Source organism: Kitasatospora sp. NPDC001159, from assembly GCF_053598235.1.
The window spans coordinates 1-4,634 of record NZ_JBSFJV010000215.1 but is presented as its reverse complement, the minus strand read 5'-3'; the positions used below and the strand labels follow the sequence as shown (position 1 = coordinate 4,634).

Below are 4,634 nucleotides of genomic sequence, written 5' to 3'. Positions count from 1 at the left end.
ATTGGTGCTGGTCATCAGGGGTGGAACTCCTACTCGGGCCCTCTCAGGCTAACCCGACAAAGCGGGATGTCTCACCCAAGGCTGACAGAGAGGGCACCCCTCTCACCAATGCTTTGACCTGTGGCGTTATCTTGCCGTGACCAAGCCGCCAAGGTACCGGCGCGTTGTCCGGTGCGGGCATCAAGACACCTCACGGTGCCAAGTCGTCAAACTGACGGCCCGGGATACCCCGTGTAGCCTGTCGGCTCGTTCGATTTGAGGAGCGGAGTGGGACATCGGTGATCTGGACTGAGCTGATTGACGCCCTGCCGGGGGAAATAACGCTGCACCCGCCGGCGCCTGAACCCGCACTCACGGAAGCCCAGCAGCTGCTTGGCCGTCCGCTACCGGACGAGCTGGCGGCACTACTGCGAGAGAGCAACGGTGTCGAAGCGGAGTAAGTGGTGAGCTTCTCCGCCAGCGTGCCGACGCCCTCGTTCTCGCGGTCGACTTCGACCAGGAGCACCGGCACCTTAGCGCCGGGGTCGCGCAGCACCAGGACCGACCGGCCATGGCGATCACCACCGCCCGGCGCGCGGGAGAATGAGCCGGGTGACCAGCACCCAGCCCCTGCCCCGTACAGGTCGGGCGGTGCTGGGACGGGGTGTCTCAGCACCTGTCCCAGGCGTGTCCCAGGAGCCCGGGACGGTGCTGCTGCGGGATCGTCCCCGGCCCGGTCCGAGCAGAGCGGCCGACACCAGCAGCCCCGGTGTGCCGACCCTCGGCGGCTTCGGCGCCGCCATCGCCCAACGCCGGCCGCTCGCCGGCCTCCAGCCCACCGGCGACGTCGCCTCGGAGGAGTTCAGCGACCGCATCGAGGACGAGCTCGATCCCGAGAACTCCGACGGCGCCGCCGGCCGGGTCGTCGCCCTGGCCCGCGAGCTGGCCGCGCCGGATCAAGGGCGGCGCTACTCCAGCTCGGCGCAGCGGAATCCGACCTCCCCGGGCCGTTCAGTACCTGGACCGGCGAACGCGACTCGGGGCCCGGCGAACCGTAGGGCGCCAACGAGCCCCAGTGCTGAGCATCCGGGTGGGTGGGCGGGCGGCCGGTGAAGACATGGCCCAGGCGGACGAGGGTCAGTTGGCGCCCGCGAGGTGGGCGAGGAGCAGCGGGTTGACCTGGTCTGCGCTGGCCTCGGGGAGCCAGTGGGGGGCGCCCTCCAGGGGGACGAAGCGGTAGGGCGCCTTGACGTAGTCCGCCGTCAGCTCGGCTGCCTCGCGGCCGAGCGCCTGGTCCTCGGCGCCCCACACGTAGAGGGTGGGCACGGTGATCTCTCCGGAAGGTACCTGCAGATCCTCGCTGACCGCCCGGTACCAGTTGAGTCCGCCGGTGAGCGCGCCCTGCGTGAGTCTGCGGACGTTGGACTTGACCTGCTGCTCGGACAGCGCGCCCCGGTAGATCGCGTGGAGCGCGGCGGCGTCGTTCGCGAGCATGCCCTGCTCGGCCACGTGGCCGGGGAGGCGGAAGTGCCGGACGTACTCGGAGCGTTGCTGCTGGTCGCCGCCGCTGTTCAGGGCGCGGTAGAGGGCGAGCGGGTGGGGCGTGGCGAGCACGGAGAGCGTGTGCAGCCGCTCCGGGTGGGCGGAGGCCAGTGCCCAGGCGACCAGGCCGCCCCAGTCGTGCCCGACCAGGTGGAAGCGCTGCGCGCCGAGGGCGTCGGCGAAGCCGAGTACGTCGGAGATCAGCTTCTCGACGGCGTACTCCTCGACGGCCTCGGGGCGGGCGCCGGGGGAGTAGCCGCGCTGGTTCACGGCGACGGCCCGGTAGCCAGCCTCGGCGAGGGCGTGGATCTCCTCGGTCCAGCAGTCCGCGAACTCGGGGAAGCCGTGCAGCAGCAGGACGAGTTCACCGTCGGCGGGACCGGCGGCCAGGGCGTCGAAGGTGTGGGGGCCGACCACAAGCTGGGTAGCGGTGACGGTGGGCATGGGGTAACTCCTGTCAGTTGGATATCACATGACGGGATCTCTGGTCCGTCAGTACTTCGTTTTTTTCATCCAGTGCGCGCGCTGGTGGCCGGACGGCAGGACCGCCACGGGCGCGGGTGCGGTTGCTGGTGGGTGCTCTCAGGCGGCCTTGTTGGCGTGGTGGTGAGCGAGTGCCTCCTGTGCTGTGACCGGGGTGAACGGGTCGAGGGTGGTGACGGCGAAGCGCCGCAGGCGCAGGTAGCGTTCGCCGGTTTCGGCAAGGGTCCAGTGGTGGCGGGTGCGCGCGATCATGGGCTGGCCTTCGCGCGTGATGCCCTCCCAGGCGAAGTCGACCGAAAGGTCGTGGCTGCCGTCCGTGCCGGGGGTGATGGCGAGGTCGATGAGGTGGTGGGTGCTGATCTCGACCAGCTGGGCGGCGTCCGCGTACCAAGCGGCGACCTGGTCGAAGGTGTGCAGGACACGGCCGTCGGAGAGGGTCATGGCGAGGTCGGCGTCGAGCAGTTCGCGCAGAGGCTCGGCGTCGTCGGCGGGCTGCTCCAGGAGCGAGAGCCAGTAGTGGACGAAGGCGAGCACCCGGTTCTCGGCGTACGCCTCGGCGAACGGCCTCTGCTGGTAGGTGAGGATGTGCTCGCTCATGGCGCTGAACCGGGGCAGGCGCTCGCCGGGGTCCTGGAGGAGTCCGAGGTCGTAGCGCAGGAGTGCGGCGCCGGTCATGGCCGGGCCGGCGGTCTCGAAGTCGTGGGTGACCACCGCCCGCGCGGTGCTCGCGCCGGTGTGCTCGATGGCGGGGCTGCGCAGGTGGTGGGCGTTGTTCTGTCCGGCGGGCAGGGTGGAGACGCTGTCCAGGTAGGCCTGGCGGCCCTGGACGCTGGGCATGTTGCCCTCGGGCGGGCGGTGCATGGTGAAGTCGTCGGTGACGAGTTCGCCCTGGAGGTCGAGATTCATGCGCGGGGCCTCGTAGCCGCAGTACCAGCGGTGCAGCACGGTCAGGACCCGGTGCTGGTAGGAGCTCGTGGCCAGCGTGACGCGCAGGCGGTTGAGGTCGGGGGTGCCGGTGTCCTCGGACATATCGGTCCTCTTCTCTGAGCGGTGGTGGGGGCGGGGAGGGCGGTGGTCAGCGGACCCAGCCACCGGTGAGGGCGAGGACGGCCAAGCCGTCGAGGTCGGCGAGCTTCGTCCCGGCGAAGGCGCGCGCGGCGTCGGAGGTGAGCACCCGGAAGGCGGGCCGCTCGGCCGCGAGGAGCTCGACCATCTGCGCCGCCACGTCTTGCGGCGTCTGTGCACTGGCGAAGGCGCCGCGGGTGCGGTCCAGGTAGGCGGACAGGGCCGGCGCGTACGGCCCGGCCTGCTCCAGCGGGTTGTCGGCGAGGCGCACGTTGCTGACGAACTCGCTCGCCACCGCACCCGGCTCGACCACGCTGACGGACACGCCGACCGTCGCCGCGACCGGCGCGAGGGACTCCATGAAGCCCTCGACCGCGAACTTGGCCGCGCAGTACGCCTCGTTGAAGGGCTGACCGATCACTCCACCCACACTGGACACGGTCACCACGCGGCCCTTGCTCGCCCGCAGCAGGGGCAGGGCCGCCTTCGTGACGTGCAGCACGCCGAAGAAGTTGACCTCCATGACGGCCCGCACGTCCTCGACGCTGCCCTGCTCCAGGGTGCCGACGTGGCCCGCGCCGGCGTTGTTGACCAGCGCGTCCAGCCGGTCGAGGCCGGCCAGGCACGCCTCGACCGAGGCCGGATCGGTCACATCCAGCGCCCGGACCTGCACACTCACCCCGGCCGCCTCCGCCGCCGCCAGCAGCGCGCCCGCCTTCGCGGTGTCGCGCATGGTGGCAATCACGTGCCAGCCGCTGCGGGCGGCGGCGACCGCGGTGGCCAGGCCGATCCCGGAGGAGGTGCCGGTGATCAGGACGGTCTTGGCGCTCATGCTCGGTGATCCCTAACTTGTTATTAGCCATAACTAATATTGGACATAACTATGTGCCGGGAAATTTCACTTTGTCAAGCACCTCGGTAGGCTGGACCCATGTCCACCCCACCGGATGAGCTCACCAGGGAGATCGTCGGCCTCTTCGCGGCCGTCAACCGCCGCTACACCCAGGAGTCCGAGGCCGCAGCGGCCGCCCACGACCTGACCCCGCTCCACGCCAAGGCACTGCTCGCCGCCGAGGAGCCGGTCCCCATGCGCCGCATCGCCGACCGCCTGCACGCCGAGCCCTCCAACGTCACCGTCATCATCGACCGCCTGGAGTCCCGCGGCCTGGTCGAGCGCAGCCCCGACCCCGGCGACCGCCGCGTCAAGCGCGTCGCCGCCACACCGGCCGGCCGCACCGTCGCCGCCGACCTGCGCACCCGCATGCCCTTCGCCGCCGAACCCCTGGCCCGGCTCACCACACAGCAGCGCGAGTCCCTGCACGAGCTGCTGCAACTGATACTCGACGCCTGACTCGTGTCCTCAGTCACCGAAGCCCTGGCTGACCACTTCATCGCCGATCCCTCGCTGCTGCCCGCCCTGACCGGACTCCAGGACCGCGACGACGGCACGATCCGACACGAACTGGTCACCCTGCGTTTGCCGGAAACCTCATCCGGCCTGGTCAGGCCGCATGTTGGTACTCATGGAGGAGGCCGCCGAGCCGGTCGGTCCGGCGTATGTCGAC

General features: G+C 70.4%; 6 protein-coding genes. 3 read left to right on the top strand and 3 right to left on the bottom strand.

Annotation, left to right across the window (positions count from 1 at the left end):
* Positions 1-666: 666 nt before the first annotated feature.
* Positions 667-1,092: a hypothetical protein gene (locus tag ACWC9T_RS40945; RefSeq protein ID WP_449826100.1), complete on the top strand. Its 426-nt coding sequence runs from the start codon at positions 667-669 to the stop codon at positions 1,090-1,092.
* Positions 1,093-1,116: 24 nt separating this feature from the next.
* On the opposite strand, the gene ACWC9T_RS40940 is transcribed toward ACWC9T_RS40945, so the two are convergent.
* The 3 genes from ACWC9T_RS40940 to ACWC9T_RS40930 form a co-directional block, all read right to left on the bottom strand.
* The gene (locus ACWC9T_RS40940) at positions 1,117-1,965 is read right to left on the bottom strand and encodes an alpha/beta fold hydrolase (protein WP_449826099.1); all 849 of its coding nucleotides are present in this window, start codon (positions 1,963-1,965) and stop codon (positions 1,117-1,119) included.
* Between the two features lie 138 nt (positions 1,966-2,103).
* Positions 2,104-3,033, bottom strand: a complete 930-nt coding sequence (locus ACWC9T_RS40935; RefSeq protein WP_449826098.1) for a hypothetical protein — start codon at positions 3,031-3,033, stop codon at positions 2,104-2,106.
* A 46-nt stretch (positions 3,034-3,079) separates the two neighbouring features.
* Entirely contained in the window at positions 3,080-3,901 is an 822-nt protein-coding gene (locus ACWC9T_RS40930) for an SDR family NAD(P)-dependent oxidoreductase (protein ID WP_449826097.1), read from the bottom strand.
* A gap of 99 nt (positions 3,902-4,000) precedes the next feature.
* Here ACWC9T_RS40930 and ACWC9T_RS40925 point away from each other — a divergent pair, with 99 nt between their 5' ends.
* The gene (locus ACWC9T_RS40925) at positions 4,001-4,420 is read left to right on the top strand and encodes a MarR family winged helix-turn-helix transcriptional regulator (RefSeq protein WP_449826096.1); all 420 of its coding nucleotides are present in this window, start codon (positions 4,001-4,003) and stop codon (positions 4,418-4,420) included.
* 3 nt (positions 4,421-4,423) lie between these two features.
* Positions 4,424-4,634 (top strand): hypothetical protein (locus ACWC9T_RS40920; protein ID WP_449826095.1); only part of this gene is annotated, 211 nt, incomplete at its 3' end.